This is a genomic window from Embleya hyalina, from assembly GCF_003967355.1.
GTDB classification, from domain to species: domain Bacteria; phylum Actinomycetota; class Actinomycetes; order Streptomycetales; family Streptomycetaceae; genus Embleya; species Embleya hyalina.
The window spans coordinates 135364-161216 of record NZ_BIFH01000016.1; the positions used below are offsets into that span (position 1 = coordinate 135364).

Annotated in this window: 28 protein-coding genes; 8 read left to right on the forward strand and 20 right to left on the reverse strand. The window is 73.7% G+C overall.

Annotated elements, in window-relative coordinates:
- Positions 1-59 precede the first annotated feature (59 nt).
- Complete coding sequence (locus EMA17_RS11265; RefSeq protein ID WP_126636802.1) at positions 60-2066, forward strand: lipase/acyltransferase domain-containing protein; 2007 nt, start codon at positions 60-62, stop codon at positions 2064-2066.
- A 29-nt stretch (positions 2067-2095) separates the two neighbouring features.
- Here EMA17_RS11265 and EMA17_RS11270 read toward each other — a convergent pair whose 3' ends face one another.
- Positions 2096-3421: an MFS transporter gene (locus tag EMA17_RS11270; RefSeq protein WP_126636803.1), complete on the reverse strand. Its 1326-nt coding sequence runs from the start codon at positions 3419-3421 to the stop codon at positions 2096-2098.
- A gap of 97 nt (positions 3422-3518) precedes the next feature.
- On the opposite strand from EMA17_RS11270, the gene EMA17_RS11275 reads away from it, so the two are divergent.
- Complete coding sequence (locus tag EMA17_RS11275; RefSeq protein ID WP_126636804.1) at positions 3519-4532, forward strand: ArsR/SmtB family transcription factor; 1014 nt, start codon at positions 3519-3521, stop codon at positions 4530-4532.
- A 103-nt stretch (positions 4533-4635) separates the two neighbouring features.
- On the opposite strand, the gene EMA17_RS11280 is transcribed toward EMA17_RS11275, so the two are convergent.
- Positions 4636-5241: a TetR/AcrR family transcriptional regulator gene (locus EMA17_RS11280; RefSeq protein WP_126636805.1), complete on the reverse strand. Its 606-nt coding sequence runs from the start codon at positions 5239-5241 to the stop codon at positions 4636-4638.
- A 105-nt stretch (positions 5242-5346) separates the two neighbouring features.
- Between EMA17_RS11280 and EMA17_RS11285 the strand changes: the two genes are divergently transcribed.
- Positions 5347-6159, forward strand: a complete 813-nt coding sequence (locus EMA17_RS11285; RefSeq protein ID WP_126636806.1) for an alpha/beta fold hydrolase — start codon at positions 5347-5349, stop codon at positions 6157-6159.
- Between the two features lie 37 nt (positions 6160-6196).
- Here the strand turns inward: EMA17_RS11285 and EMA17_RS11290 are convergent, their stop codons facing one another.
- Positions 6197-6748: a carboxymuconolactone decarboxylase family protein gene (locus EMA17_RS11290; protein ID WP_126636807.1), complete on the reverse strand. Its 552-nt coding sequence runs from the start codon at positions 6746-6748 to the stop codon at positions 6197-6199.
- Positions 6749-6866: 118 nt separating this feature from the next.
- Here EMA17_RS11290 and EMA17_RS53260 point away from each other — a divergent pair, with 118 nt between their 5' ends.
- Positions 6867-7232 carry a winged helix-turn-helix transcriptional regulator gene (locus EMA17_RS53260; protein WP_443093112.1) on the forward strand — a complete coding sequence of 122 codons (366 nt, stop codon included), beginning with the start codon at positions 6867-6869 and terminating at the stop codon, positions 7230-7232.
- Positions 7233-7238: 6 nt separating this feature from the next.
- Here EMA17_RS53260 and EMA17_RS11300 read toward each other — a convergent pair whose 3' ends face one another.
- From EMA17_RS11300 to EMA17_RS11325, 6 genes are all read right to left on the reverse strand, one after another.
- Positions 7239-8129: a hypothetical protein gene (locus EMA17_RS11300; RefSeq protein ID WP_246126586.1), complete on the reverse strand. Its 891-nt coding sequence runs from the start codon at positions 8127-8129 to the stop codon at positions 7239-7241.
- Between the two features lie 249 nt (positions 8130-8378).
- A complete protein-coding gene (locus tag EMA17_RS11305) occupies positions 8379-9047 on the reverse strand; it encodes a LuxR C-terminal-related transcriptional regulator (RefSeq protein ID WP_170222155.1) in 669 nt (222 codons plus the stop codon).
- A 38-nt stretch (positions 9048-9085) separates the two neighbouring features.
- Positions 9086-10414 (reverse strand): sensor histidine kinase, encoded by a 1329-nt coding sequence (locus EMA17_RS11310; protein WP_126636809.1) that lies wholly within the window; start codon positions 10412-10414, stop codon positions 9086-9088.
- Positions 10415-10588: 174 nt separating this feature from the next.
- The gene (locus tag EMA17_RS11315) at positions 10589-10870 is read right to left on the reverse strand and encodes a hypothetical protein (RefSeq protein ID WP_126636810.1); all 282 of its coding nucleotides are present in this window, start codon (positions 10868-10870) and stop codon (positions 10589-10591) included.
- A 14-nt stretch (positions 10871-10884) separates the two neighbouring features.
- On the reverse strand, positions 10885-11454 hold the full coding sequence (locus tag EMA17_RS11320; protein ID WP_126636811.1) for a metallophosphoesterase family protein: 570 nt from the start codon (positions 11452-11454) through the stop codon (positions 10885-10887).
- A 219-nt stretch (positions 11455-11673) separates the two neighbouring features.
- Positions 11674-12189, reverse strand: a complete 516-nt coding sequence (locus EMA17_RS11325; protein ID WP_126636812.1) for a winged helix-turn-helix transcriptional regulator — start codon at positions 12187-12189, stop codon at positions 11674-11676.
- Between the two features lie 153 nt (positions 12190-12342).
- Here EMA17_RS11325 and EMA17_RS11330 point away from each other — a divergent pair, with 153 nt between their 5' ends.
- Both EMA17_RS11330 and EMA17_RS11335 read left to right on the forward strand, forming a co-directional pair.
- Positions 12343-12522, forward strand: coding sequence for a hypothetical protein (locus EMA17_RS11330; RefSeq protein ID WP_174861345.1), 180 nt, complete (start codon positions 12343-12345; stop codon positions 12520-12522).
- A 14-nt stretch (positions 12523-12536) separates the two neighbouring features.
- Positions 12537-13151, forward strand: a complete 615-nt coding sequence (locus tag EMA17_RS11335) for a GNAT family N-acetyltransferase (protein ID WP_126636813.1) — start codon at positions 12537-12539, stop codon at positions 13149-13151.
- Here the strand turns inward: EMA17_RS11335 and EMA17_RS11340 are convergent.
- From EMA17_RS11340 to EMA17_RS11375, 8 genes are all read right to left on the reverse strand, one after another.
- Positions 13146-13418, reverse strand: coding sequence for a hypothetical protein (locus EMA17_RS11340; RefSeq protein WP_126636814.1), 273 nt, complete (start codon positions 13416-13418; stop codon positions 13146-13148). The two genes, EMA17_RS11335 and EMA17_RS11340, sit on opposite strands and share 6 nt — an antisense overlap.
- A 203-nt stretch (positions 13419-13621) precedes the next feature.
- A complete protein-coding gene (locus EMA17_RS11345; RefSeq protein ID WP_218042751.1) occupies positions 13622-14692 on the reverse strand; it encodes an SIS domain-containing protein in 1071 nt (356 codons plus the stop codon).
- A 94-nt stretch (positions 14693-14786) separates the two neighbouring features.
- Positions 14787-15767 (reverse strand): ROK family protein, encoded by a 981-nt coding sequence (locus EMA17_RS11350; RefSeq protein ID WP_126636815.1) that lies wholly within the window; start codon positions 15765-15767, stop codon positions 14787-14789.
- 103 nt (positions 15768-15870) lie between these two features.
- Positions 15871-17085, reverse strand: a complete 1215-nt coding sequence (locus EMA17_RS11355) for an alanine racemase (RefSeq protein ID WP_126636816.1) — start codon at positions 17083-17085, stop codon at positions 15871-15873.
- A gap of 60 nt (positions 17086-17145) precedes the next feature.
- Positions 17146-18690 (reverse strand): APC family permease, encoded by a 1545-nt coding sequence (locus EMA17_RS11360; RefSeq protein WP_246126587.1) that lies wholly within the window; start codon positions 18688-18690, stop codon positions 17146-17148.
- A 124-nt stretch (positions 18691-18814) separates the two neighbouring features.
- On the reverse strand, positions 18815-20029 hold the full coding sequence (locus tag EMA17_RS11365) for an ROK family transcriptional regulator (protein WP_126637170.1): 1215 nt from the start codon (positions 20027-20029) through the stop codon (positions 18815-18817).
- Between the two features lie 200 nt (positions 20030-20229).
- Positions 20230-20754 carry an SRPBCC family protein gene (locus EMA17_RS11370; protein ID WP_126636817.1) on the reverse strand — a complete coding sequence of 175 codons (525 nt, stop codon included), beginning with the start codon at positions 20752-20754 and terminating at the stop codon, positions 20230-20232.
- Between the two features lie 227 nt (positions 20755-20981).
- Complete coding sequence (locus EMA17_RS11375) at positions 20982-21479, reverse strand: MarR family winged helix-turn-helix transcriptional regulator (RefSeq protein ID WP_126636818.1); 498 nt, start codon at positions 21477-21479, stop codon at positions 20982-20984.
- A 138-nt stretch (positions 21480-21617) separates the two neighbouring features.
- Between EMA17_RS11375 and EMA17_RS53265 the strand changes: the two genes are divergently transcribed.
- The gene (locus tag EMA17_RS53265) at positions 21618-21839 is read left to right on the forward strand and encodes an NAD(P)H-binding protein (RefSeq protein ID WP_218042803.1); all 222 of its coding nucleotides are present in this window, start codon (positions 21618-21620) and stop codon (positions 21837-21839) included.
- A gap of 118 nt (positions 21840-21957) precedes the next feature.
- Here EMA17_RS53265 and EMA17_RS11385 read toward each other — a convergent pair whose 3' ends face one another.
- From EMA17_RS11385 to EMA17_RS11395, 3 genes are all read right to left on the reverse strand, one after another.
- Positions 21958-22551, reverse strand: a complete 594-nt coding sequence (locus tag EMA17_RS11385) for a cysteine hydrolase family protein (protein ID WP_126637171.1) — start codon at positions 22549-22551, stop codon at positions 21958-21960.
- 2 nt (positions 22552-22553) lie between these two features.
- Positions 22554-23903, reverse strand: coding sequence for an MFS transporter (locus EMA17_RS11390; protein ID WP_126636819.1), 1350 nt, complete (start codon positions 23901-23903; stop codon positions 22554-22556).
- A 183-nt stretch (positions 23904-24086) separates the two neighbouring features.
- Positions 24087-25031, reverse strand: coding sequence for a LysR family transcriptional regulator (locus EMA17_RS11395; RefSeq protein ID WP_126636820.1), 945 nt, complete (start codon positions 25029-25031; stop codon positions 24087-24089).
- 71 nt (positions 25032-25102) lie between these two features.
- Between EMA17_RS11395 and EMA17_RS11400 the strand changes: the two genes are divergently transcribed.
- Complete coding sequence (locus EMA17_RS11400) at positions 25103-25837, forward strand: SDR family oxidoreductase (RefSeq protein ID WP_126636821.1); 735 nt, start codon at positions 25103-25105, stop codon at positions 25835-25837.
- The last annotated feature ends 16 nt before the right edge of the window (positions 25838-25853 follow it).

Here is a 25853-nt window from a genome sequence, read left to right on the forward strand (position 1 = left end):
TCGGCCGACGCCGCGCCGATCACGCGGGCGACCACACCCCGGTACGAGGCGCCGCACGCGTGGATCGCGTCGGTGAGGTCGCCGACGAGGCGGGAGTGAGCGTCCGGGCGCTGCGCCACCACGAGCAGCAGGGGCTGCTCCCGGCGGCCGGCGGCACTGGCCCCGACACCACCGTCGGCCAGGTCCGGCCGATCCGACGGCTGTACGCCGCAGGCCGCCCGAGCAAGGTGTTCCGTGACGTGTTGCCGTGCGTGGACTCGGGTGAGTCGCCGCCGGCGCTCCCGGACCGACCGGTGGCCGAGCGGGCCCGCCTCACCCGACGCGTCACCGACCTGCTCGCCGTGCACGACCGGCTCGACGACGTGATCGCCCTCTCGCGGGACCCCGACGCCGACCGCTCCCGCCTCCGGTGGCGGGCCGGTGCCGCAACGACTTCGGAAATCGCCTGCGCGCCCGCCGTTTCGCCGGCCAGGATGGATGGGCGGCACCGACGCGGGTGGGGCACGTACCGGCTGCCGGGGGAAGGCGGCCGCGTGCGTCGCGGCGGTGGGGGCGGGGCCCGCGGTCGGTGGGAGCGCGGGACCGCGAGGTGCGCGACGGAGGGGCCCGACGGCCCGTCCCCTGCGCGCCGGGGACGGCTTCGGCCGGGGATCGGGGCGACGATGAACGACGCGGTGATCGTGCTGCCGGGGATGATGGGCAGCGAACTGGTGGAGGTGTCCACCGGTCGAACCCTGTGGGGGCCCGCCGACACGAGTTGGTACGCCGGGACCTGGACCACCGGCGGCGCACTGGACGCACTGGCCGTCACCGACGCGGAACGCTCCGGGCGCGTGGGGCGGATCCGGGCCACCCGGCTGCTGCACACCCCCGCGTGGGCACCGCTGCTGCGCGGCTTCGAGCCGTACACCGAACTGGTCCGGGCGCTGCGCGGCGCCGCCGCCGATCCGGCCGCGGTGCACGAATTCCCGTACGACTGGCGGCTGCCCGTCGACTACAACGCCGGTCTGCTGGCCATCGCCGCCTACGAACACCTGCGCCGCTGGCGCCGCCACCCGCTGGGCGGCCGAGACGCGCGTCTGGTGCTCGTGGCCCACTCGACGGGTGGCCTGGTCGCCCGCTACTTCACCGAAGTACTGGGCGACGCGGCCGAGTTGCGCGCGCTGGTCACCCTGGGCACGCCGTTCCTGGGCGCGCCGAAGGCGCTCCACCTGCTCGGCGCCGCGCCCGCCGACCCCGGGAGCCGGTCCGCGTCGTCGCCGTCCGCGGCGCACCTGCCCGAGGCCCGGCTGCGCCGATTCGCCGCGACCGTGCCCGGGCTGTACGACCTGCTGCCGTCGTATCGCTGCCTGGACGAGGGGTCCGCGGTCCGCCGGCCGACCGCCGCCGACGTCGCGGCGGTCGGCGGCGACGAGTGCCTGGCCGAGGACGCCTTCGCCCGGCGCGAACGCCTGCTCGGTACCGGATCCTGGGACACGCTGTGGCCGGTGGTCGGCGTCGAGCAGCCGACCGTACAGTCCCTGGTGATCCGCGACGGGGTGGTCCGGCCGCGCTTCGTGACCTGCGCGAGCGACGGGGACGGCGGGATCGTGCGGGCCGACCGGCGCGGCGACGATACGGTGTGTCGCCGAGTGGCGGCCCCGGCCGCGCTCAAACCGTTCGCCGTGGTCCAGACGCACGGCGCGCTGGCCCGCTCCCGCGAGGCGATCGGGTACGTGTGCGCGGTCCTGCGCCAGGAGGACCCGGCCCCCGAACGCGTCGGGGACGTCGTCCCGTTGGCCCTGGACGTCGCGGATTCGGTGGCGGCCGGTGGCACCCTCGACATCGTCCTGGACGGGGTCGACGACCCGACCGCGATCAGCGTGCGCGTGGTCGACGTGGCCACCGGCGTCACGCTGCCCCGGGCCCTGCCGGTGGCTCGCGACGGCCGGGTGACGATCCGCCAGATCCTGCCCGTGGAGGGCCTGTTCCGGGTCCTGGCCGGAGCGCGCGAGCAGTCCCCGGTCAGCCGACTCGTCCTGGCCACCGACCCCAGCGCCGCCTTCGACCCGACCGACCCGGGGTAGGCACGAGGGCGCCGCTGCCGCGCGACCCCTCAGTCCCGCGCGGCCCGATCGGCCCGCACCGAAGCCTCGGCGGGATCGCGCGGCAGCGGCGGCTCCCCGGCGGCGGCGACCACCACCGCCGGCCCCTCCGGAAGTGTGCGCAGCGCGCGGATCGGTGAGCGGAACACCGGCAGGAAGGCCGAAGCCATGCAGACGCCACCGACCCACATCGCCGCGTGCACCCCCGCGAACTCGCCGATCAGCGCCGCCGCCACCGCCCCGATCGCCGCCGCGCCGGTGAGCAGGCAGCGGAAGGTGGCGTTCATCCGGCCGAGCAGCGCGTCGGGGGTCAGCCGCTGCCGCAGACTCACCCCGAGCACGTTGTCCACGCCCATCCGGGCCGTGCACAGGAACCACCCGACGCCCGCGACCACCAGCCACGGCCCACGATCGAGCAGGGGGATCACCAGCGCGGCCGGCGCCAGACACAGTCCGGCCAGACCCATCGTGCGGCCGTAGCCGAGCCGGCGCGAGATCGGCCGCGCGGAGCGCGCGCCGACCAGGACGCCCACCCCGCCGATCGCCAGAAACAGACCCAACGCCCCGGAGGGGAGGTCGAGTTCGCGAACGAAGACCACCGGAAGCAGCACGGTGACCAGTTGTGAGCCGAAGTTGGTCAACGCCGCCGTGCACATCAGCGCGCGCAGTTCCCGACCGCGCCACACGTGCCGCAGCCCCTCGCCGATCTCGGCGCGCAACCGGCGGGCGGGGCCCTCGGCGGCGGTCGGGGCGCCGTCGGTACGGATCCGGGCCAGCCCCAGGCCGGACGCGAGGTAGCCGACCACCGTGGACACCACCGCGAACGGCGCCGCGACCACCTGCACCAGGAACCCGCCCGCGCCGCGCCCGGCGATATTGGCCGTGGCCATCAGGCTGACGATGGCGGCGTTGGCCGGCACCAGCGCCTCGCGGCCGACCAGGTGCGGGACGAAGCTCTGCGAGCCCACGTCGAAGAAGACCGTCGCGCACCCGTTGAGCAGGACCACCGCGTACAACTGGGGCAGCGTCAGTACGTCCAGCCACCAGGCGAGCGGGATCGAGCCGATCAGCGCGGCGCGGACCAGGTCGGCGACCATCATCACCCGGCGCCGCCGCATCCGGTCCACCCAGGCGCCGGCGGGCAGGCCGATCAGCAGGAACGCCACCGTGCCGAGCGCGGCCAGCGCGCCGACCCGGCCGGGGCTCGCGTCCAGCGCCTCGACGGCGATCAGCGGGATGGCGACGTAGCCGATGTTGGTGCCCAATTCGCTGAGCGCCGCCGCGGTGAACAGGGTGCGGAAGTCGGCGATCCGCCAGGGGGAGTGCGCGTGGCTCATGCCGGCAGCCTGCCCGGCTCCCCCACCGGCACCGCAATGATTCAGCCGGAGCCGAATCCTCGACCGAGTCCGTGTGGCCGCGGGTAGCCTGAACCGGGTGATCGAGATCGAGTTCACCCCGGAGGACGTGGCCCGCACCCGCTTCGCGATCTCCCCGCTGTGGGAGGTCGTGGCGAGCGTGCGCGTCCTCAAGGGCGCCGACGAGCAGGGCATCCACCGGGTCTGGAGCGAGCAGGTCCGCGACCGGCTGGCCGCCGCGAAGGTCGACCTGACCCCGCTCACCGACCTGATCCCGGTACCGACCCTGGCGCTCGCGGGTTTCCTGGCCCCGCCGCCGACCACCCCGCTGACCTCGCTGGAGGTCGAACTGGCGGCGCTGCGCGCGACGCCCCCGGAACTGCTGCGCACGTCGTCGGCGATCACCCCGGAACGCATCGCCGAGATCCGCGCCGACCCGGATCGAGAGCTGGGCCGGCTCGCGGAGACCATCCGGGCGTACTGGGAGGTGGCGCTCGCGCCGTACTGGCCGCGCGTCCTCGCCTTCCTGGAGGGCGACATCCTCTTCCGGGCCGGCCGGCTCGTCGAGGGCGGCGCGCGCGGCCTGTTCAACGACCTGGACCCGCAGGTCGCCTGGGACGCGGGCACGCTCCAGGTGCGGACCCGGTTCTGTCGCGATCGCCGCACGCTCGGCGGCCGGGGGCTGCTGCTCGTACCGTCGGCGTTCGTCTGGCCGCGCGTGTTCTCCGTGCTGGACGGACGTTGGCAGCCCACACTGCGCTATCCGCCGCGCGGCATCGGCACGCTGTGGTCGCCCGCACCCGCGCCCACCGCCGTGCCCGACGCGCTCGCCGGCGTACTGGGCCGCTCCCGCGCCACGCTGGTGGCCGAACTCACCACGCCGGCCTCGACCACGGACCTGGCCCGGCGTACCGGACTGAGCCCGGGCGGCGTCTCGCAACACCTGTCCGCGCTGCGCGCGGCGGGCCTGGTCGGCGCGCATCGGGCCGGGCGGGTGGTGCTGTACGCCCGCACGCGGGCGGCGGAGACGCTGCTGGCGGCGGCGGGTTCGGCCCAGGGCGGGTCTTCAAACCCCGCGGACTTCGCGGCGTAAGCACAGCGGGGAGCCCGAGGGGCGGGTTCCGTTCGCGGTTCCCCCGGGGCGGCGAGGCGCGGTGCCGGGCGTCGTGGAACTCGGCGGGGTTCGAAGACCCGCCCTAACCCTCGGCGTCGGGCCAACCACGCATCGCCAGCTCCGCGACCCGCTCCAGCCGCTCGCGGCCGACGCCGTCGACGGCCTGGGTGGACATGCCCTGGACGACGGCCGCGTAGTAGGTGGCGAGGTCGTCCGGGTCGGTGTCGGCGGGCAGTCGGCCGGCCGCCACGTCGGCGGCGATCCTGCGCCGGAACACCGCCTTGGACGCCTCGCGCAGCGCGCGCAGTTCGGCCTTGACCTCCTCGGCCGCCGCCGTGCAGTTCACCGCCGCCGTGATCACCATGCAGCCGGGCGGGTGGCCGGGCTCGGTGTACACCTCGGCCAGCGTGTGCAACATGCGCTCCATCCCCCGGCGCGCGTCCGGCTCGGCCTCGAACACCCGGCCCGCGACCGCGCCGTAGGTGGCCCCGTAGCGCTGGATCGCCTCGCTGAACAGGGTGCGCTTGTCGCCGAAGGCCGCGTACAGGCTGGGCGGCTTGATGCCCATCGCGGTGGTCAGCCCGGACACCGAGGTCGCCTCGTAGCCGTGCCGCCAGAACTCGACGACCGCGCGATCCAACGCGGCCTCGCGGTCGAAGCCGCGCGGGCGGCCTTGGGTACCGGACATGCGAGCCATTCTATAGCGCTCGCTATGGAAGTGGGGAATCTCTGTTACGGTGAAATCTGTAGCGACCGCTACGAAACTCGTCGCGCCGCATCCCCGGGGAGCACCATGTCCACCACCACCGCCACCCTGCCCGTCCCGACCTTCGCCCGTACCGTCCGCGGCTCGGGTCCCGGCCTGCTCCTCGCGCACGGCGCGGGCGGTGGCGTGGCCGCCAACTACGGACCGATCCTGGCCGGCCTCGCCGCCGAACACCGCGTCGTCGGCGTCGACTTCCCCGGCTCCGGCGAGACCCCGCGCTCGTCCGGGCCGCTCGACCCGGACGAACTCGCCGACCAGCTGGTCGCGGCCGGTGTCGCCGAGGGCCTGGAGACCTTCGCGGTGTCCGGCTACTCGCTCGGTGGCGCGATCGCCGTGCGCGCCGCCACCCGGCACCCCGAGCGGGTCACCTCGCTGATCCTGACCTCGGCGTTCGCGCACGCCGACACCCGTCTCCGACTGGCCGCGCGCGTCTGGCGCGGGTTGTACGAGTCCGGCGACCGGGCCACGTTCGCCGCCTTCCTGACCCCGTTCGCGCTCGGCCCGGCCGCCCTCGACGCGCTCTCCGCCGAGGAGCTGGCGGGCGTACTGCGGACGACCTCGGAGACCCCGCCGGTCGGCACGCCCGAGCACACCGAGTTGGTCGAGCGCGTCGACGTGCGCGCCGACCTGGCCGCGATCGAGGTCCCGACGCTGGTGGTGTCCACCACCGGCGACCGCCTCGTCGAGCCGAACCACCACCGCGCCGTCGCGGCCGCCCTGCGGACCGCCCGCGTGGTCGAACTCGACTCGGGCCACCTGCCGTTCGCGGAGCGCCCGGCGCAGTGGCTGGCGGCGATCACCGACTTCCTGGGCGAGGTCGAGGGCGACGCGGTTCGGTAGCGGGCGGCGGGGCGGGGCGCTTCGGGCCCAGGTGCCTTCACGCCTTCGGGAACGGCGCGGCCCACTCCTCGTCCGGCAGGCGCAGCGCGTTGGCCACGTAGGCGATCGTGCGATACCAACCGGCCAGGACCAGCACCTCCACGATCTGCCGTTCCTCGAACCGGGCCCGGAACTCGGCCCAGGTGCCGTCGCCGAGGTCGGCGTCGTCGTGCAACTCGTCGACCACGCGCACCAGGATCGCCTGGCGGGGCGTCCAGGCGGCCTCGTCGTCGACGACGGTGGCCCGGAGTTGACGCGGGGTCAGGCCGACCCGCCCCGCGAACACCTCGGCGTGCACGCCCCATTCGTACGAGCAGCCGGCCCGCGCGCACACCCGCTGCACCACGGTCTCCCGCTCGACGGCGGGCAACGTACCGTGCCCGAGCAGTCCCGAGCCGAGCACCCGCATCCGCGAGGCCAGGTCGGGGTGGTGCTCCAGGACCCGGAACAGGGCGAGGGGCTCACGGCCCCCGGCGGCGCCCATCCAGCGGGCCAGGGACGCCTCGGTCTCGGGGGCGTAGGGCGGGGACAGCGGCGTGATCCGAGACATGGTGTGCTCCTCCATCGGCCGGGACGACCGCTCGTGCGCCTCGGCGGCCGGCCACTCGGGTGCTTCGCTTTCGAAAGCACTATGCTGCTTTCGAAAGCGAAGCACAAGGGAGGCGGCCGTGGACCGGCACGACGAGGTGGATGCCCCGCATCCACGCCCCGGCAGCCCGGTGCGCGGGTCGACCACGGGCCGGGCCCCGATGGCCGCGCTCGACCTGCTCGGCCGGCGCTGGATCCTGCGCCTGATCTGGGAGCTGAGCCGGGAACCGGCCGGTTTCCGCGCCCTGCAACGCCGGTGCGACGACATGTCCTCCAGCGTGCTCGACAACCGCCTGCGGGAGTTGGTGGGCGCCCGGATCGCCGACCGGGACCCGACCGGCCGCTACACCCTCACCCCCACCGGCACCCGGCTCGTCGCCGCCCTCGATCCGCTGCTGGAGTGGTCGGCGGAGTGGGCGAGCGAGCTGGATTCGGACAGGGACTGACGCCCGTCACCACCCGCCCTCGAAGAAGGCCGCGAGCGCCGGCTTCGGGTCGGCCGTGGTGCCCACGTTCGCCATCACCACCACGAGCACGACCAGCGCCGACGCCACCGCGAGCACCGCGAACCACCCCAGCAGGCGCCGGGTTCGCCGATCGGCGGCCTCGGTCGCGGCGAACCGCCGGCACAACACCGCGGCGAGCCCGATCAGGACGAGCGCCACGAGCGCGGCCACCACGGCCAGCGCCGCGTGATAGCGGGCGAAGTCGTCGATCATCAGGTCGAGGGCGGGCGGGGTGGGCGCGCCCGAGGGGGCGTCCAGTCCCTCCCGCACCCGGCGGAGCGTGACGCCCACCTCGCCCTCGGCCGCGCCGCTCGGCAGCAGCGTCAACAGCGACGAGAAGGGCGCCACCGCGCCCTGGATGTTGGCCATCACCGTGGCCAGCGCGCCCGCTCCGAGCACCGTGACGAGCACGCCGGCCGACGCGAGGCCGGCCCGGCGTCCCGGACCGAGATCGCGAGCCCGCAGGAACGCCCGCCACACGAGCATGCCGAGCGCGACGACCACGACCAGCAGGATCGCAGCGATCACCGCCTTGACGACGTGGAATCGGAACCAGTAGTCGACCGCTCGGTCCATGCCCGGGGTGAAGTCCCGCCGACCGGCGCCCCAGTACTCGACGAACGCCGTGCGGAAGGACGCGGCGAGGTTGTCCTGATCGACGGAGCCGTCGCCGGCGATGTGCTCCGCCACCACGGGCGGGACGACGAACAGGGCGGCTAGCAGGGCCACTACCGCGCCGACGAGCAGGGCGAGGGGGCGCGCGGCGATGCCCGCGAATCGCGACGGGGCCGCGGGACGCTGCCGCCGCCGGCCCGGGAGATGAGGCGTTGCTGTCATGCCGACCACGCTTCCGCAGCGCCGCCGCGCGGTCACCGGAGCAGACCGGACACCCGGAGGTATGGCAGGCCACACCCCCGAGACAAATCAGGCGCAACGACCGCCGCACAGTCCGCCACGCACCCCCGAGACCCCGGCCCGACGCTCCCACCCACACCACCGCCCCGGCGCTCGACACCGCGACACCGCCCCGACGCTCAGCCCCGCGACACCGGCCCGACGGTCGGCCCCGCGACACCGTCCGGACGCTCAGCCCCGCGACACCGGTCCTCGGCCACCGAGGTACGTGAGTACGGCCAGCACGCGGCGATGGCGGGTGTCGTCGTCGGGCGGCAGGCCGAGTTTGGCGAAGATGTTGCCGATGTGCTTCTCCACCGCACTGGCCGAGATCACCAACCGCCGCGCGACGGCCGCGTTCGAGCAACCCTCGGCCATCAGCGCCAGGATCTCGCGTTCGCGGGCGGTCAGGGCGCTCACCCCGCCGTCCCGGCGACGCGCGGCCAGCAACCGGGCGACCACCTGCGGATCGAGCACCGTGGCGCCGTGCGCGACCCGGTCCAGCGCGTCCAGGAACTCCTCGACCCTGGCCACCCGGTCCTTGAGGAGGTAGCCGACCGAGCCCGTGCCGTCCGCGAGCAGGTCGCCGGCGTAGGACGCCTCCACGTACTGACTCAGCATCAGCATCGGCGCGCCGGGCACGTACGAGCGGGCGCTGATCGCCGCGCGCAGGCCCTCGTCGGTATGCGTCGGCGGCATCCGCACGTCGACGATCGACACGTCCGGCCGGTGTTCGAGCACCGCCGCGACCAGGGCGGGTCCGTCGCCGACCGCGGCCTGCACCCGGTGACCGTCCTCGACGAGCAGGCGGACCAGGCCCTCGCGCAGCAGTACCGAGTCGTCGGCCACCACGATCCGCAGCGGGCGGCGCTCGGCGCGGTCCGGCGCCGCGTCCGGGTTCAGTCGCATGGCAGTACGGCGGTGATCGTCGTCGGGCCGCCGACCGGGCTGTCCACCCGCAACCGCCCGCCGACGGCGAGCGACCGCTCCGCCAGGCCGCGCAGTCCGTGGCCCTTGGCCAGGGCCGCGCCGCCCGTGCCGTCGTCCCTCACCCAGACCGTCAAGTCGCCCCCATCGTGCCGTAGTCCGAGCACGCACCGGTGTGCGTGGCTGTGTTTGGCCACATTGGTCAGGGCCTCGGCCACGACGAAGTACGCGGCCGTCTCGACGCCGGCGTCGAGACGCCGGGCCGGCGCGACGATGTCCAGGTCGGCGGGAACGGTGGACAGCGCGGCCAGCGCCGCGAGCGCGTCGGGCAGGCCGCGGTCGACCAGGATCGGCGGGGCGATGCCGCGCGAGAGGGCGCGCAACTCGTCCAGCGCCTCCTGGGCCTGGACCATCGCGTCGGCGAGGGCCGCCCGGGCGGTCTCCGGTCTGCGGTCGAGATGGTGCTCGGCGCGGCCCAGTTCCATGGCCAGGCGGACCAGGCGCTGCTGCGGCCCGTCGTGGATGTCCCGTTCGAGCCGGCGCAGCGCGCCCGCCTCGGCCGTGACGGCGGCGACGGTCTGCGCGCGGGCGGTGTCGCGTTCCCGTTCGAGGCCGAGGATCCGGCGGTGCAGGGCGGAGGCGTCAAAGAGCAGCGCCTGGCCGAGACCGGTCTGGGCGGTGGTGAAGACGCGGGTGACCAGCGGCAGGGTGCACAGGAGCAGCAGGCCGACCGTGGTCCCGAAGGCGACCCGATCGACCGGCGAGAGCAATCCGAGGCTCACGGTGACGTGCGATCGCTCGCCGCCGGCGTTCAGGGACAGCGGCCGCAGCGGCTCGGACGCCGCGTACTCGTAGCGCAGCGCGCAGGTGGCGCAGGCCACCCCGACGAACCACCACAGCGCGGTCACCAGCGCCGTGACCACGGCGACCGGGAACAGCACCACGGCATGGGCGGCATCGAGCCACGGTCCGGGGCCGGGACCGGACGGGCTCGCCGCCGGCTCGGCACGCGCGGCCCCGAAGCCGGCGGGACGCACCCTGGCGATCCGCCACCGCTCCAGATCGGCACACCACCGCGCGGGCGCGAGCGCACGGGCCACCAGCGGAGCACCGCCGGGCAGCACGAGTCCGAGCGCCGCGAAGAACACCCCGCCCAGCACCACGAACAACCCGACGACGGCGAGCAGCGGCGCGGTCAACAGGTATACCGACCGCACGAGCGTGCGCCGCGCCACGCGCGAGAGCACCCCGACGCCCGGCCACGATCGACCCCGGACGGCGGCGGAGAGCGATTTGGTCATGCACCAAAGCTAATACCGCGCCCGGGCCCCGGAAGCGGCCCGTTCGCGGTGGACCGGCGCCGTCACCGTCGAATGCCGGACCGGGGTCGGGGACCGCTTCCAGACACCACGACCCCACGATGTGGCCGACGCGCCGCGTAGCCCGAGCCGGCGCGGCGGCACCCGGTTTCGGGATCAGGGGATCAGCAGGTTGTGAACCTCCATCACCTTCGTCTCGAACGGGGGTGCGCCGATCTCCTGCGCCACGGGGGCGACCACGTCCCGCATGAAGTCGCGGAACTGCGCCTCCGTCTCCCAGACGTCGATGACCTGCCAGCCGCCATCGGGCAGCGGCGCGCCGATGTGAACGACCAGGCCCGCCGGAGGCTTGCTCCGGTCCGGCATGATGCGGTCGAAGGCGGTCTGATACAGCTCTCGCGTCCAGCTCACACCCTTGTTGTAGACCAGGACCGTCATCGCGATTCCTCGATTCACGGCGGAAAACGCATACGAATCCCTTTTCCACCGTAGGACCGGGAGGCAGGCGCGGCGACCGGTGCCGCGCGTCGGTCCAGGTGGTGCAGCACGACGTCGCCGATCCGGCCCGCCTCGGCCGTGAGCGTCATGTAGGTGTGATGCGGTTGGCGGCGGCGGTCGGTCGGCGAGCCCGGGTTGAGCAGGCGCAGTCCCGAGTCCGCGACCGTGTCCCACGGGATGTGGCTGTGCCCGAACACGAGTACGTCCGCGTCGGGATACCGCGCCGCGCACCGGCGTTCGCGGCCCTCGGCCGGCCCCGTCTCGTGCACGACGGCGAAGCGGACCCCGCCGAGTTCGACCCGGGCGACCTCCGGCAGCCGCGCCCGCAGGTCCGCGCCGTCGTTGTTGCCGTAGACCCCCACCACCCGACGCGAGGACGCCTCGAACAGGTCGAGCACGTCGACATCGACCCAGTCCCCCGCGTGGATCACCACATCGGCGATCGCCGCCTCGACCAGCACCTGCTCCGGAACGGCCTTGGCACGACGGGCGACATGGGTGTCGGACACCAGCAGAACGCGCATGCCCACCACGGTACGACGCCGACCACGCGTCGGAGACGAACGCGACCCTCGCGTCCGCCGGCCGAGGACTTCGCCGCGCCGGGGCGTGTCTTCGAACCCCCGTCGGGCTCCGCCGCGTGATGGCGGCGACAAGCCCGACGGGCGGATGCCGTGGGCCCCACCGGGGCGATGCGGTCGGCCATGGTCATCTCGGGCGCACGCCCCGGTGCGCTCGTCCGGTCAGGGAGCCGTTTCGGGTTGCCGCGCCTGCTTCGGTGCCCGCCACGCGGGGTTCCTGCGCACGCCGACCTGTTCGAGTTCGAGCGTGTCGCCGGTTTCGCTGCGGAGTTCGACGTGGACCGGCACGCCCGTTTCGTGGTCGACGTAGTGCAGCGGCGCCGTGCCGTCCTGGAGGTACCGGTCGCCCCACTGCATCAGGGCCACGATCACCGGGAACAGGTCGCGGCCCATGTCGGTGAGCACGTATTCGTCGCGGGTGCGCCCGCCGTCCTCCCGATAGGGGCGCTTGGCGAGCAGGCCGGCCTCGGTCAGGCGCCGCAACTGCTGGGCGGCGGCGCGGTCGGTGATCCCGACGCGGCCGGCGAAGCCGCCGAAACGGGTCGTGCCGTAACACGCCTCGCGCAGGATCAGCAGCGCGGAGCGGGTTCCGACCACCTCCAGCGCCTTGACCAGCGAGCAGTGATCGGTCTTCCACGCGCCGAGATCGGCCAGCGCGCCCTCCATGACAACCGGCATGGCCCCATCGTACCCACCCCGACTATCTCCTTGTATAGCCAGACCCAGCTATCTATACTCCAGGAAAGTCAGCCCCCGCCGCGCCCCTCGGAGGCGGACGGAGCGGCGCTGCCTTCGACCGGACCATCCGACCCGCATCACAGGGGGATCCCCATGGCCACGCAGGCCGCGCCGGACGCCGACGAACGGCGGCACGTCCCCGACGGACCAACGGCCATCACGTTCGTCGTGTGCGCCGCGGCGTTCATGGCGATGCTCGACGTGTTCGTGGTCAACGTCGCCTTCACCGACATCGGCGCCGCACTCGGCATCACCGGCCGCCCCCGGAGTTGATCACCGTGACCGTCATGGCCTCCACAACCACCGCCGACACCGTACGCCTGCGCCCGTGGCGCTCGGGCGACGTCGACGAACTCGCCCGAGCCGCCGCGCACTTCTCGCCGAACGCGCTCGCCGCGCGGTTCGGCGCGGCGAGCACCACGATCCCCGACTGGTACCGGGCCCACATCGTCGAGGCCCGGGCACGCGGCAGGTGGAACGCGTGTGTGGCCCACAGCGGGGGTCACATCGTGGGCTGGGCGGAGTACGGACTCGACGCCGACCCCGGCCACGCCGACATCGCCGCGCTGGTCGGCGACCGGTACCGGGGAAACGGCCTCGGCACCCGGTTGATCAAACATGTCGCCGCCCTGGCCCGGTCGGTCGGGGTACACGTGCTGCACGCCCAGATCCGGGTCGACAACCACGCCGCCCGCAAGGCGCTGTACGCGGCGTTTCCGAACCTGCGCCAGACGGAACTGCAGGACGGACAGTGGCACTACGCCGTGGACCTGCCGCGCGCCCCGAACCGGCCGGGCCCGATCGGCCGCGGCCGACCCGACGACGTCACCCCCGCTCCGCGACCACCCTCCTCCTCCCGCTCCCGACGCGGGACGAGGCGCGGGGTGGACGCGTCGTCATGACGACGCGTCCACCCCGGCGACGGCCGCTTGGGCGCCGGCCGGCCGGGTCGGCGGCTCGACCCCGTTGGCGGCGCCGGTCGCCGGCCGTCCCGTGCCCGGTGGCTTGACGCCGTTGGTGCGCCCGATCGATCCGCTGCCGCGCGTCGACCGGGTGTCGCCCTCGGCCCGGTCGCCGTGGCGCCGGGCCGGCTCCGTCGTTTCCCCGGACTCCCCCGAGTCCCGGAACTCCGTTGCCGATCGCCCGAGTTCCCCGTTGTCCCCGTTCATGCCCGTTCGCTCTCCTCGATTCCCGCGAACCGTGCGATCGCTCGGATCCCTGTGCTCCGAGCGACCGCCCCCCGATCCGGTCGATTCCTGGTCTTACGGGTGTTGTCGGACATGGCCGAGTGACAACACACCACATAGTCAGATACGTACCGGGGCGTCGAACGGTTCGGCGTTCTCGGGACGAGATTTGCGAACCGGGCGCGTCAGGTCGTCGGCGTCACCTTCGCCAGGCCCGCCGGGGCGTCCGGGTTCGCGCCTCGGCGCAGCGCGAACATGCGGGCCAGATTCTGCAGGTGCACGGTGGTGGCGATGGCCCGGGCGGCTTCCGTCCGCAGGCCGCCGAGTTCGGGGGCCACCGTCGCGTGCGGGACGCCGTCGGCGACCAGGCGCTCGCGCAGTGCGCCGATGTCGGGCGTGGTGGGGCCGCCCACATCGATCAGCAGGACCGGAACGCGGGCGCCGAGTGCGGCGATCGGGCCGTGCAGCAGGTCGGCGACCGAGATGCCCTCGGCGAATACGCCGGAGGTCTCGCGGATCTTGAGCGCCCCCTCCAGCGCCACCGCGCCGCCGAGGCCCCGGCCGGCCACGACGAGGCGGTCGTGGTGCGCCCAGTCGGCGGCCAACGTCTCGCACGCGTCGGTGTCGGCCAGCACCCGGCGTACCGCGTCGGGGAGTTCGGCCAGGTCGGCGAGATCGGCGACGGTCGGCGGCAGCGGGCCGAGGGCGAGCGCGATGCCGACCACGGCCAGGAGTTGGGCGGTGACGGTCTTGGTCGCCGGGACCGCGATCTCGGTGCCGGCGTCGGTCGCGACCAGGACGTCGGCCTCGGCGGCGAGCAGGCTGTCCGCCTCGTTGGTGATCGCCACGACCCTGGCGCCCCGTTCGCGCGCGGCCCGGACCGCCGTGACGATCTCGGGGGTGCGGCCCGACTGGCTCAGCGCGGTGACCAGGTAGCCGGAGTAGTCGGTGCGCGCGCCGTAGCGGGTCACCAGGCTGGGCGCGGCCAGGCCCGCCGGGCGACCGGACGCCGGCTCGAACAGGTAGCGGCCGAACACGGCGGCGTTGTCCGACGATCCGCGCGCGATCAGCGTGGAGCCGAGCAGCGGCGTCGGCAGCGCGCCCCGCACGGCCTCGCCGAGTTCGGGCAGGCGGGCGACCAGGCGGCCCAGGACGTCGGGCTGTTCGGCCATCTCGGCGGCCATCACGGCCCCGGGGGCGGTGGTGGGATCGTCGGCGGTCGGCGTACTCGGCGTGCTCGGGGTTGCGGAGGTCACGGTGTTGGTCCCTTCGGTCGGCTTCGCTTCGGTCGGCTTCGCTTCGGTCCGCGCCGGGTCGATCGGTTCGGGAGGGGCGGTTCGGGGGCCGGGCTCATCGCGTCACCAGCGCCCACCCGGGGCGTTCGCCGCGGGCGATGTCCCAGGCCAGGGCCGCGGCACCACGCAGCGCGCCGTCGTGGACGTGCCGCGCCGCGACGATCACCTCGTCCGAGGCGGCGCCGCCTGGCGCGTGCTCGGCGACGAAGCCGCGCACCGCGTCGAGGACCCGGTCGGCCGCGGCCATCAACCCGCCGCCGAGGGCGATCCGGGTCGGGTCCAGGGCCAGATACAGGTTGAGCACATGGCCCGCGAGCACGTCGAGCGCCCGGTCGGCGACCGCACGCAGCCGGGGGTCGGCGGAGGTCAGGATCGCCGCCGCGTCGGGGGCCGGGCCGGTGCCGCCGAGCGCGTACAGGGCCGCCGTGCGGGCGAGCAGCGGGCCGCCGCCGATCAGCGACTCCAGGTCCGGCTCGTCCGGGCGGCCGGGCGCCAGCGCGTAGCCGATCTCGCCCGCCACGCCCCGGGCGCCGCCCACGACCCGGCCGCCGACGGTGAGCGCGGCGGCGACGCCCGTACCCAGATTGACGAACAGCCCCGGATCGGCGCCGACGAGCGCGCCGGAGCGCACCTCGGCCAGCCCCGCCGCCTTGACGTCGTTGGCCACCACCACCGGCAGCGCCCCGAACGCCTCCCGGGCCCGGCCCAGCACGTCCACCCGCTCGATGCCGGGCAGGTTCGGCGACAGTTCCACCCCGGCCGAGGTCACCGTCCCGGGACACACCAGACCCACGGCCACCACCTCGTGCCGCCCGCCCCGGGACGCCGCCGCGACCTGGTCCCGGGCCGCCCCGAGCAGCCGATCGAACGCGTGCCCCATGTCCTCGCCCGGCGCCCGCGTGGGCACCCGCCGCCCGGCCGACATCGCCCCGGCGGCATCGATCGTGGCCATGGCGGTCTTGGTGCCGCCGATGTCCAGCGCGACTATCGCGCGGGGGTCGGCGAGGGCATCGGCGGTGTCGGGCACGGTGGTCACGGTCCTTGGGTCCGGCGGGCGACGGGAGGGGATACGGGTTCGGTTCGGAACCGCCACACGCGGCCTCCGGACGACCCCGGCGGGGCCATCCGGCCCGAACGCCTCACGACGGATCCCCCACCACCCGCGCCTCCGCGTCGTACCTGCTCCCCCACACCGGCGCACCCCCTTCGGCGCCCGCGTGCAGCCCGGAAACCGCCTGGGTGCGCCCACGCGTGACGAACACCTGCGGCCGGAAGCACATCACCACCGTGTCGCCGGGCCGGATGTCCAGGCGCCGCGCGTCCCGCAGCACCGTGTAGTAGTGGATCGCCCCGTCGGGCGCGGTATCCACGCGCGCCGGCCGCTCGGTCGCGGTCGCCGCGTCCCGGCCGACCAGCGCGGTCAGGCCGAAGTCGCCGAGGACCTTGTCGATGTAGTGGCCGGCGGCGAAGGTGTACGCGTCGTCCCCGTCCACGTGCGACACCTCGGTCACGTACACGATCGCCGGCTGCTCCGGCGCGTCCTCGGAGAACACGTGCAGCGGCGTGGTCCCGTGGATCGCGTTGCCCGGCTCGACGTGCGTGGCCCCGGCGTCGGCGGCGATGGCCAGCGAACGGGCCGAGGTGGTGCCGGGCGCGTTGACCTGACGGATGTCGAACCCGGCCGAGCGCAGGCGTTCGGCCGCCGTGACGAGCGTGGTCAGGTTGGGGGTGGCCGCGATCCGCCGGTTGTCCGGGTCGGCGAGCAGGGCCGGGAACGTGGTGACGCCGTGTACCGCGACGCCCTCGATCGTGTCCACCGCCCGCGCGGCGGCCACCACGTCGGCGGCCGGGAAACCGCCGCCGTGGCCGAAGTAGAACCGGTCCCCCTCGCCGTGCACCCGCAGCAGCACCGACACGGGCGGGCCGCCCCGACGCAGCGCCGCCGCGCCGACGCGCCGCGCGGCGTCGAGCGAGAACACGGTGACCACCTCGGGGTCGGCGCCGACCACGAAGTCCTCGCTGCCCCGGTGCGGTTGCACCAGGTGTCCGACGTGGCCGACCGGCAGCCCGTGGCGCACCGCCGCCGACACGCAGGCGGTGTCCACCGCGACGACGGGGCCGAGACCGGCCTCGATCGCGGTGCGGGTCACATCGGGGTTGCGCCCGTACTGCTTGGCCATCACGTAGGTGGACAACCCGCGCGCCCGGGCCGCCTCGGCGATGGCGGCGGCGTTGCGGGCGACCGTGTCCAGGTCCACCACGTAGGTGTTGGCGAGCAGTTCGCCGGCCTGATGGGCGCTCACGACGGCGTCGATCAGGGGGCGGTTGTGGGCGAGCAGTCGGTCCAGGAACATCGGGGTCTCCTTGGCGCGGGCGGGGTTTGCGACGAAGGGGCGTACGACGGGGCGTACGGATCAGGTCCGGCCGGTCGGCACCGACACCACCCCCGTCGACGCGGCCCCGGACGCCCCGGTCGAAGCGTCCGTCGCGCCCGTCGTGTCCGCCGCGTCGGCGCCCGGTTCGTTCTCGAACACCCGCCCCATCGCGGCCAGCACCTCCGGTCGCGAGCGATGCGCCCACACCAGATACGCGGCGCCGAGCACCATCCAGCCGACGATCACGTACGGCACGAGGTTGTTCGGATGCTCCGGCACCGGCCACAGCTGGCCATAGATCGGCAGCAGCATCAGCAGCACCGTCGCGCCCGGCAGGATCCCGTGCCGCAACAGGGCGAACTCGCCCCGGTGTTCGCGCAGGTAGAACCGGATCACCGCGATGCTCATCAGGATGTAGACGATCACCATGCCGAGCCCGAGAACGGTGCCGGCGAACCCGTACACGCCCAGCGGACCGAGATCGCCGCCGAAGCCGCTGCCCAGGGCCAGCGCGAACACGAGCGAGAAGCCCAGATACGCGGTGATCGCCGACTGCGGCACGTGGCGCTCGTTGGTCCGGCCCAGGAAGCGCGGCAGCACCCCCTCGCGGCCCATCGAGAACAACACCCGTACGGCCGCGTTCGAGCCGGAGACCACGTTGGCGAACTGGCTGACGATCACGGTCAGCGCGAGGATCCAGGTCACGCCCCAGTAGCGGTCGACCAGCGTGGTCAGCGGCGCGGCGTCGCCGGCCAGGTCCGAGCCGTGTGCGGAGCCGAAGCCGATCGAGGTCGAATAGGCCATCAACACGTAGAAGGTGCCGATCACCGCGACGGCCGTGAACAGCGCGAGCGGGATGCTGCGCTTGGCGCCGCGCGCCTCCTCGCCGAGGGTGGCCACCGACTCGAAGCCGATGAACATCAGGATGCCCCAGAGCATGCCGGTACCCAGGCCGCTGAACCCGTCGATGGATTCGGCCGGGTTGAACGGCGCGACCGACAGGCCCGAGTCGCCGCCGTCGCCGAGGATCACCCCGGCCAGGCCGAGCAGTACGCCGACCTCCAGGACCAGGAAGATCAGCGCGGTCCTGGCCGAACTGGACACGCCGAGCGAGTTGACGCCCCACACGACGGCGGCGAACGCCAGCGACATCACCTGCCACGGCACCCGGATGTCGAACCGGTCGTCCAGGAAGTCGTGGCTGTACCCGCCGAGCGCGGCGAACAACATCGGCCCGACCATGCCGTACGTGAGCAGCAGCAGCCATCCGGACAGGAAGCCGCCGGACTTGCCGAACCCGTGGCTGTTGTAGGTGTAGGCGAAGCCGGCCGCCGGGAGCTTGCGGGCGAAGGCGGCGATGGTGTTGGCCACCAGGAGGCTGGCGACCATGGCCAGCACGATGGCGAGCGGCAGCGCGTACCCGGCGCCGGCCGCGGCGGGCGGCGTGTTGAACGCGACGCTGGTGGCGGGGCCCATGAAGGCCATGCACATGGCGACGGCGCCGAACACGGACAGTGTGTTGCGGCGGAGCGACCCGCCTTTCGGGTTCGGGCTCGCGGGCGGCGAGGGCAGTGCGGTGGACATGGGTGGTACTCCAGGCGGTTCGGTGGGGCGGGACGGGCCCCGGGGGTGCGGGAGGTGGGGACGCGCGCCTGTGCGGTGGGGGTCGGTGCGCTCGGGGGCGCGGACGGTCGACCGGGGATCGGGCTCAGTGCGAGCGTGGCGTCAGCAAGGCCGCGAGGTCGAGGTCGGCTCGGACCGCCGCCGCCGCGTCGGGCGCGACGTCGAAGCGCCCGCGCAATGCGGTGAGGCCACGCGACACCGCGCCCAACGCGCCTGCCAGGTCGGCCAGTTCGGAGTGCACCAGCTCGGGGCAGGCGGGCAGTCGTCGGCGTACCCGCTCGCGCAACCGGGTGGTCATCGCGGTGTCGATGGAGGCGGAGACCCGGCCGCCGAGGACGACCAGTTCGGGTTCGTACGCGATGGTGACCGCGGTCAGCGCGATGCCGAGGGCACGCTCGAAACGTTCGACCACGGCGCGGGCGGCCGGCGCGGTCGCGGTGAAGACGTCGGCGGCGGTGGCCACGTCGAGGCCGGCCTCGCGGGCGGCGCGCATCAGGCCCTCGGCGCCGACCAGTTCCTCCACGGTGTGGTCGTCGGAGTCGACGGGCAGGAAGCCGAATTCGCCGACCAGGCCGGTCGGTCCGCCCCGGATGTGCCGGTCCACGGCCACACCCGCGCCGAAGCCCGCGCCGACCGTGAACATCACGGCGGTCTCGGCGGTCCGCGCGGCCCCGTGCCGGAGTTCGCCCTCCAGGGCCAGGTCGGCGTCGTTGCCGAAAGCGACGGTGCCCTCCAGGGCGCGGCGCAGTCGGCGGGTGAACAGGTCGCCCTCGATCTGCGGGAGGTTGGTCGCGCCGCGCACGCCCAGCCCGTCGGCCGCGACCGCTCCGGGCAGACCTATCACGCCCGCGCGCAGCACGTCGGGCGCGGCGGCGTCGGGCCGGGCGGCCGCGGCCCCGGCGGCGGCGTACAGCGCGCGAACCCGCTCGGCGAGCCAGTCCGCGAGGTGGTCGGCGGCGAGGTGTCGGGGCGTCGGCTCCTCGTGGTAGCGCGGCGAGCGGCCGAGCAGGTCGGTGGCCAGGAACCGGCAGGTCGTGCCGCCGAGGTCGACACCGACCGCGACACCGCGCTCCGCGGCGACCTCGATCACCACGCCCTGACGACCCCGCCGGCCGGTCTGGAGCACGGCGCCCTCACGGACCAGGCCCTCGTCCAGCAGCCCCTCGACCACCCGGGACACGGTGGCGGCGCTGAGTCCGGTCTGCTGGGTGAGGCCCGCGCGACTGTGCCGCCCACCGGCCAGCAACACCGCGAGCAGGCTGGAACGGTTGGCCCACCGGGCGTCCGCCGTCTCCGCCATGTTCACCTCTCAGAGTGAAAATATTTCAGAGTGAGAGAAAATTAAGCCTGGAGGAGGGAGGTGTCAAGAGTCCGTCAAGACGACGCCGAACGTCGGAGAACCGGATCGGCCGGACACGCGTGCGCCCCGAGCGGCGGCCGGTGGGCCGGGTCTCGCTCGGGGCGGGTGGGGGACGGGCGCGGGGCGGGGCGAGCGGGGCGTCAGCCCTGCCGCCGGCCGGTCTCGAGGTAGATCCGCAGGTGGTCGAGGCCGCGTTCGAGGATGTCGCCGACGGCGAGGTCGGTGTCCGTGCCGACCGCCCGGTGTCGGGTCAGGGCGTCGACCGACAACGACTCGCCGCCCTTCTTGCCGCCGAACTGCGCCGAGTCGTGGACGCGCTCGCGCTCGACCGCGGCCGGGTCGAGCGGATCCCGGCCGTCGTCGACCATGACGGTGACGATGCTGTCGATGTCGCTGGGGCCGTCCTGGACGATCACGATGCCGGTGTACGGCGTACCGCGCACGGCCCACTCGATCCGGGTGCCGGGGCCGTCCCGATCCAGGTCGACCTCGGCCGCGACGGACTGCGCGGCCTCGCCGGCGGTCACCACGACCGCGTGGGCCGAGGTGGTCCGGACGGCGGTCACCGGCGGGAAGTATTCGGGGAGCCTGTCGGTGTCCGACAGCACCATGTACGCCTGGTCGGTGGACGCTGCGACCTGCACGGAACGCGTGTGAAGAACCATGCGCGTACTGCTATCCGTTCAAACGGCGTTCCATTCGCGATCGCGCCGGGGCGAGAGCCGGGGCCGGGCGGCGGCACGGCCGGGCGCGGCGCGGCCGACGGGATCGGCGCGGCGTCACGGGTCGGGTCGGCGTTCGACCCGCCGTCCACCGCCGACGCCCACCTCCGGCCCGCGCTCACCCTTGACCCGCGCTCACCCTCGGCCCGCGCCCACCCCCCGGCCCGCGCTCACGCCCTCGCGTCGCCGAGCGATTCCAGCAACACCCGCAGGCCGTCCGCGATGGCGGTCCGTTGCCTGGGGGTGAGCGCGGCGAGCAGGCGCTGTTCGGTGTCGATGTGCGCCGGCAGCACCTCGTCGATCAGTTCCCGGCCCGCGTCCGTGAGGGCGACCAACACGCTGCGGCCGTCCGACTCGTCGGCGCCGCGGGACACCAGGCCGCGCGCCTCGAGGCGGTCCAGCCGCTGGGTGATCGCGCCCGAGGTGACCATGGACGACCGCATCAGCTCGGTGGGGCTCAGCCGATGCGGCGGCGGGTTGCGGCGCAGGGTCGCCAGTACGTCGAACGACGAGGCGTCGAGCCCGTGTTCGGTGAATGTCCGGGTCAGCTCGGTGCCGACCAGACGCGCGGCGCGGGACAGTCGGGCGAGCACCGCCATGGGTGACGCGTCCAGATCGGGGCGCTGCGTACCCCATTGCTCCAGCACAAGGTCGACGTGATCTGCCACGGCGTCAGGCTAGCCGAATCCACCCGTCGAAGCGGGTCGCGACGCCCCTCGCATTTACCTTAACGCTGAGGTACATTTCCCTTAGCGCTAAGAAATCGACCGTCCGGTCGACCGCACCCCGGGAAGGATTGCCCCACCATGCGCATCACCGTATTCGGAGCGGCCGGCGGCGTAGCCGGCCGCGCGGTCTCCGAGGCCCCGTGCCGGGGCCACGAGGTCACCGCCGTGGTCCGCGACCCGGCCCGCCTCCCCGACCCGGATCCCCGCGCCGGAACCTTCCGCGTCGGGGGCGACGAACTCCCGGTCGACGAGGCGGAGCACCCCCGCCACCGCCGTGCGCGCTTCACGGTGGCGTACTGACATGGGCGGCGGAACGGTACGCCGGCGCCGGCGGAGCGAAACGGGGGCCTCGCCCGCCCCGGCCGGGAGGATCGCCGCGGCGCGACCCTCCCGACCGCGGACCGCGTCGGCGGCGGGCTCAGCCGGCCCGCAGCAGGGCGCGCAACTCGGCGGTGTCGATGACGTGGGCCCGGGTCGGGAACACATGGTCGAGCAGGGCGCGATGGACCTCGGGATCCGGGTCGGCGACGCCGTCGGAGAGCACGTACAGCCGATAGTCGCGGTCGGCCGCGTCGACGACGGTGGACAACACGGCGCCGCCGGTACTGACGCCGGCCACGACCAGGGTGTCGATACCGCGCTCGCGTAGGCGCCGGTCCAGGTCGGTGGTGGACATCGCGCCGTAGCGCACCTTGCGGACCACGATGTCGCCGTCGCGCGGAGCCAGCCGTTCGTGGATGGCGACGGCGGGGTCCTCGTGGTGCATGAGCCGGTGTCGGGCGACCGGCGCGAAGGACTTGTTGGCGGCCGGAATCGTGTCCCAGTCGGCCGCGGTGAAGCCGACCCGGACATGGGCGACGGTACCGCCGATGGCCCGCACGTCGGAGACGATCCCTTCCACGCGAGCCAGGAGGGCGGCGCGATGCCCGTGCTCCTCCCCGTCGGGCAACGCGGCGAGGATGGCGGGCTGGTAGTCCAGCACGAGCAGGGCGGTGTGTACGGGGTTGAGCATGGTCACGCGGGGGTCTTCCCTTCCGATGGTGCGTGGTCGCTGTGCGCCCGATCGGGAGCCTTGCCACTCGGCTCCCGATCGGCGGCTTCGTGGGACGCCTGATCGGCGGTTTCGCGAGGCGCCGGATCGATGGCCTCGCCGGCCGGCTGCTCGTCGCGCCCCGGAAGCAGCAGCGGAGTGGCCAGAAGCAGCATCCCGGCGACGGCGATCGCGGTGCGGGTGCCTGCGGCGGCGGCCAGCAGGCCGGCCAGCGCGGTCAGCACCGCGATGGAGGCGGTACTGCTGACCGACCACGCGGTCAGCGTGCGGGCGACCCGATCGGGATCGGTGTGGTCCAGTCGATAGGTGGCCTGTACGGGATTGAACACACCGCAACAAAGCACCAGGCCGAACTGAAGAACGATGACGAGCACCATCCCGGAAACCCCGGGCCGGACGAACGCCAGCCCCAGCGGCCAACACGCGCGCAGCACCCCGGACACGAGCAACACCTCACGCCGCCCGAACCGCGCCACGAGTCGCCGCGCCGACCGCGAACCGACCAGCCCACCCACACACGGAGCCGCGAACATCAGCCCGTACTGCCACGGTTCGAACCCGAGGGGACCCAACAGGAGTACGGCGAGCAGCGGCTCACCGGCCATGATCAACCCGTTGACCACGACCGTATTGAAGAACAACGGCCGCAAGCCGGGGTGACCGAGGATGTAGCGCCACCCGTCGAGCAGATCACCGGCCCGCAACCGGGGCGCACCGGTGCGATCGGGCGGCGACTCGGTACCGCCGATGGCGCGAATGCCCAGCGCCGACAACACATAGCTGACCGCGTCGGCCATCACGGTCGTCACCGGACCGAAGTAGCCGATCGCGGCCCCACCGAGCGGCGGCCCGACCGTGATGGCGGTCCAACTCGTGGACTCGAACCGGCTGTTCGCAACGAGCAGGTCGGCCGGCGGCAACAGCGCCTTCAGATACGCCCCGCTCGCCGCCTTGAACGCGATGTCGGCGGCGGCCACGACCACCGAAACCACGAGAAGTTGTACAAAGCTCAGCCGGCCGAACGCGAACGCGACCGGAATACTCGTCAGCGCCGCGAACCGAACCAGGTCCATCGCCACCATCACCGACCGCTTGCGACGAAACTCCACCCAGGGCCCGAGCGGCACCGCGATCACCGCACCCACCACCCGCCCCGCGGCCGCCAACACCGCCACCTGAGCCGGCCCCGAGTGCAACACCAGCACCGCGATCAGCGGAAACGCCCCGAACCCGAAGGCCGTCCCATACGCACTGACGGCATACGCCCCCCAGAGCCACCCGAACCCGCGCCCCGGATCCCGCCCACCCACCATCCGCGCCCACCCCTCACCACCCGAACTCCCAAGCACCGACCGCAGCCATCAAAGCGACCGACGATCCCCGACTTCAAACAACGAGCCGGCACCCACCGCACAACCAAGAGTTGTACTTCAGGCTCCACCCGGAGGCGGAGTTCGCCGATCGAGTCGATCGGGTCCCCGGGGGCGGTGCCCCGGTCAGTGGGCCAGTGCGGTCATGCGGTCGCGGTGGTGGGCGGCGACGTCGTGGGCGGCTCGGACGAAGGCGGCGACGGCCGCGGATCGTGAGGTCTCCGGCCAGGCGACCATGACCGCGCTGGGGCTGAGGCCGGTGACCGGCCGGTACACGATGTCGGGGCGCCGATGCCGCTCGGTGGTGGAGAGGGACAGGAACGCCACCGCCTGTCCCAGCGCCACCACCTCCAGAAGTTGCTCGACACTGGCCACGAGCGGCCCTTCGGGAGGGTCGGCCGGCGCCGAGCCCGGGTCGCCGTCGCCCGCTTCCGCTCCGTCGCGTCCGGCGTAGTAGGCGGTGGCGGAGGGGGCGGCCCCCTTCCAGCGCGGGATCGGTTCGCCCTCGAGGTCGGCCGGCCGCAGTCGCCGACGTCCGGCCAGGCGGTGCGCGGCGGGGAGAACCGCCAGTCGCGGCTCGACCACGAGCGTCTGGGAATCCAATCCGCGACCGTCGAACGGGCTGCGCAGCAGCGCCACGTCGGCACGGCCGTCGCGCAGCATGGCGATCGGCTGTCCGCTGCCGCCGACCACGACTTCGGGCGCCGGATGCGAACCCGTTCCCCGGTAGCCGGCGAGGATCTCCCGCAGCAGCCCGGCATCGCCTCCCGGTTTGACCGCCACGACGAGCCGGGGTGTCGGCTGACCCGCCCGGCGTGCTCGCCGGGCCGCCGCGTGCACCGCGTCGACCGCGATCCGGGCCTGGTCGAGCAGCACTCGACCGGCGTCGGTCAGCCTCACCTGCCGGGTGGTGCGCTCGAACAGGCGTACCCCGAGCCGGGATTCCATCCGAGCGATCGCCTTCGACAGCGGGGGCTGCGCCATCCCCAGGCGTTGCGCGGCCCGGCTGAAGTTCAGCTCCTCGGCGACCGCGATGAAGTACCGCAGCTCCCGCACCTCCAGCTCACTCATATCCGTGGACTATAGATCCAGAGTCATCCGGTCTTTCCCCGCCGCCCATGGGTGAAGGGAGGCTGAGCGCCATGACGACTTCGCACAGGACCGCTCTGATCACCGGCGCGAACAAGGGCATCGGGAAGGAAACGGCGCGCGGACTCGCGGCGCTCGGCATCACCGTGCTGATCGGCGCCCGCGACGCCGAGCGTGGCGAGGCGGCGGCCGAGGAGCTTCGCGCCGACGGCGCCGACGTACGGTTCGTCACGCTGGACGTCACCGACGAGACCTCGGTCCGGGCCGCCGCCGAGCACATCGACGCCACGTTCGACCGCCTCGACATCCTCGTCAACAACGCCGCGATCGCCGCCGGACCGCGAAAGCCGAGTGAAACCCCCGCCGCCACCGTCCGACAGGTCTACGAGACCAACGTGTTCGGCGTCATCGCGGTGACCCACGCCATGCTCCCCCTGCTCCGGCGCTCCGCCGCCGCGCGCATCGTCAACATGTCCAGCGAACTCGGCTCCCTCACCCACCTGGCCGACCCGGGCAGCCCGTGGTCCGCCCACTCCTCGATCCTTCTCCCCTACTGCACCTCGAAGAGCGCGCTGAACGCGATCACCGCGCTCTACGCCGACGAACTGCGCGCCGAAGGGATCCTGGTCAACGCGGTGAGTCCCGGCTACTGCGCGACCGACCTCAACCGCCACACCGGGATACGCACGCCGGAGGAGGGCGCGGCCGTCGCGGTCGCCCTGGCGACGGCGGGCGAGGACGGCCCGACGGGCGCCTTTCTGGCCGAGGACGGGCCGATTCCCTGGTAGGACCATGCCGCACCGT

What these genes read in the sequence shown, in the direction of transcription:
- EMA17_RS11270 (WP_126636803.1), bottom strand. Translation starts at nt 3,421, where the DNA reads ATGAGCCACGCGCACTCCCCCTGGCGGATCGCCGACTTCCGCACCCTG.
- EMA17_RS11280 (WP_126636805.1), bottom strand. Translation starts at nt 5,241, where the DNA reads ATGTCCGGTACCCAAGGCCGCCCGCGCGGCTTCGACCGCGAGGCCGCG.
- EMA17_RS11285 (WP_126636806.1), top strand. Translation starts at nt 5,347, where the DNA reads ATGTCCACCACCACCGCCACCCTGCCCGTCCCGACCTTCGCCCGTACC.
- EMA17_RS11290 (WP_126636807.1), bottom strand. Translation starts at nt 6,748, where the DNA reads ATGTCTCGGATCACGCCGCTGTCCCCGCCCTACGCCCCCGAGACCGAG.
- EMA17_RS11300 (WP_246126586.1), bottom strand. Translation starts at nt 8,129, where the DNA reads ATGACAGCAACGCCTCATCTCCCGGGCCGGCGGCGGCAGCGTCCCGCG.
- EMA17_RS11310 (WP_126636809.1), bottom strand. Translation starts at nt 10,414, where the DNA reads ATGACCAAATCGCTCTCCGCCGCCGTCCGGGGTCGATCGTGGCCGGGC.
- EMA17_RS11315 (WP_126636810.1), bottom strand. Translation starts at nt 10,870, where the DNA reads ATGACGGTCCTGGTCTACAACAAGGGTGTGAGCTGGACGCGAGAGCTG.
- EMA17_RS11320 (WP_126636811.1), bottom strand. Translation starts at nt 11,454, where the DNA reads ATGCGCGTTCTGCTGGTGTCCGACACCCATGTCGCCCGTCGTGCCAAG.
- EMA17_RS11325 (WP_126636812.1), bottom strand. Translation starts at nt 12,189, where the DNA reads ATGCCGGTTGTCATGGAGGGCGCGCTGGCCGATCTCGGCGCGTGGAAG.
- EMA17_RS11330 (WP_174861345.1), top strand. Translation starts at nt 12,343, where the DNA reads ATGGCCACGCAGGCCGCGCCGGACGCCGACGAACGGCGGCACGTCCCC.
- EMA17_RS11335 (WP_126636813.1), top strand. Translation starts at nt 12,537, where the DNA reads ATGGCCTCCACAACCACCGCCGACACCGTACGCCTGCGCCCGTGGCGC.
- EMA17_RS11340 (WP_126636814.1), bottom strand. Translation starts at nt 13,418, where the DNA reads ATGAACGGGGACAACGGGGAACTCGGGCGATCGGCAACGGAGTTCCGG.
- EMA17_RS11355 (WP_126636816.1), bottom strand. Translation starts at nt 17,085, where the DNA reads ATGTTCCTGGACCGACTGCTCGCCCACAACCGCCCCCTGATCGACGCC.
- EMA17_RS11360 (WP_246126587.1), bottom strand. Translation starts at nt 18,690, where the DNA reads ATGTCCACCGCACTGCCCTCGCCGCCCGCGAGCCCGAACCCGAAAGGC.
- EMA17_RS11365 (WP_126637170.1), bottom strand. Translation starts at nt 20,029, where the DNA reads ATGGCGGAGACGGCGGACGCCCGGTGGGCCAACCGTTCCAGCCTGCTC.
- EMA17_RS11370 (WP_126636817.1), bottom strand. Translation starts at nt 20,754, where the DNA reads ATGGTTCTTCACACGCGTTCCGTGCAGGTCGCAGCGTCCACCGACCAG.
- EMA17_RS53265 (WP_218042803.1), top strand. Translation starts at nt 21,618, where the DNA reads ATGCGCATCACCGTATTCGGAGCGGCCGGCGGCGTAGCCGGCCGCGCG.
- EMA17_RS11385 (WP_126637171.1), bottom strand. Translation starts at nt 22,551, where the DNA reads ATGCTCAACCCCGTACACACCGCCCTGCTCGTGCTGGACTACCAGCCC.
- EMA17_RS11390 (WP_126636819.1), bottom strand. Translation starts at nt 23,903, where the DNA reads ATGGTGGGTGGGCGGGATCCGGGGCGCGGGTTCGGGTGGCTCTGGGGG.
- EMA17_RS11395 (WP_126636820.1), bottom strand. Translation starts at nt 25,031, where the DNA reads ATGAGTGAGCTGGAGGTGCGGGAGCTGCGGTACTTCATCGCGGTCGCC.
- EMA17_RS11400 (WP_126636821.1), top strand. Translation starts at nt 25,103, where the DNA reads ATGACGACTTCGCACAGGACCGCTCTGATCACCGGCGCGAACAAGGGC.